This is a genomic window from Luteibacter sp. P4_E6, assembly GCF_056401535.1.
Genome location: NZ_JBFUJE010000854.1, coordinates 1 through 1,131, shown reverse-complemented (window position 1 = coordinate 1,131; position 1,131 = coordinate 1). Strand labels below are relative to the sequence as shown.

General features: G+C 55.3%; 1 protein-coding gene. It reads right to left on the bottom strand.

Annotated features, from left to right (window positions below; genetic code table 11):
- A partial coding sequence (locus tag AC1DT2_RS24095) for a tyrosine-type recombinase/integrase (RefSeq protein WP_477299232.1) occupies positions 1–873 on the bottom strand: 873 nt, incomplete at its 3' end.
- Positions 874–1,131: the final 258 nt, after the last annotated feature.

Genomic DNA, 1,131 nt, shown 5'->3' with positions numbered 1-1,131 from the left:
AACCAAGGCTTTCCGAAGCGTCATGTCTGCCACGTGCGTGTATATTTCCGTGGTGGTTATGCTTTGGTGGCCGAGAAGCCTCTGAACGACGCGAATGTCGACCCCCTGCTCGATAAGAAGCGTCGCGGCTGTGTGTCTGAGCATATGTGGAGTCACATGCGTTGCGGCTGACGAATCGTTTGAGGCTTCCTTCAGATGGGCTCGGAAAGTCGCCGCTGTCAGCGGAAATCCCCTCCGGTTAACGAACAGTCCGCCATCTGGATTGAAATCCTGTTGGCGCCGCATTAGGTGGGCCTTCAGTCTCTTCAGTAGTGAGGGGTTCGTCACATACACCGTTCGTTCGCGATTTCCCTTGCCGTGAACGCGGATGCAGCCGTCCAATATTTCGACGTCGTCTGTTCGTATGGCAACAAGCTCCGCTACGCGAATTCCTGTCGTGGCGATCAAAAGTATGGCCAGATCAGTTGCCGTACTGTCGCGTCTTGGTGAATCCTTCGAAGCCTGCTTAACCAAGCTGCGGAGGTCAGCTCGAGTGATTCCTCTCGGAAGTCTTCGTGGCTGTTTGATGGTCAGCTTTAGGGAAGCAAGGGGATTCTCATCAATGAGAGACGTCGATTCGAGCCAATGAAAGAAGACCTTCAGGCAACCGAGTCGGCGTTTGGTAGTTGCCGCGCTTAGAGAACGCCGTCGAAGATCTTGCACAAACGCCTCCACGTCGACCTTGGTGATGGTTTTTGGACTTCGCCTGTTGCCGACGAAAAGTCGAAAGTCAGTCAGGTCTTGAGCGTATGCGCGAGTCGTATGAGGGGAGAGGGATTTGGAATAGCGGCAGTGGTCAATAAATCTGCCGGCTGTGGCGGCCAGGGAGGGCATCGAGGCGGGTTCTTGATCGGTAGGGGAAGGTCGCGAATGTTAGTTCACCGACGTTTCCTGGCGCTATTCATCAGGGCCACGTGGCTCATGCGCTGAGCAAGATGCTCAACGCCAAGGTCTAAACGGGTATGTCGCAGTTGGCAGTTGAAAACGATCGTAGACCGCCCTGAGCGAGTCGCGCCGCGTCATGGCCGCGGTCAATGATCGATAAGCGGCCTCCCGACATGTGTAACCGCATCGAAGCTAAAGACGTGCTCC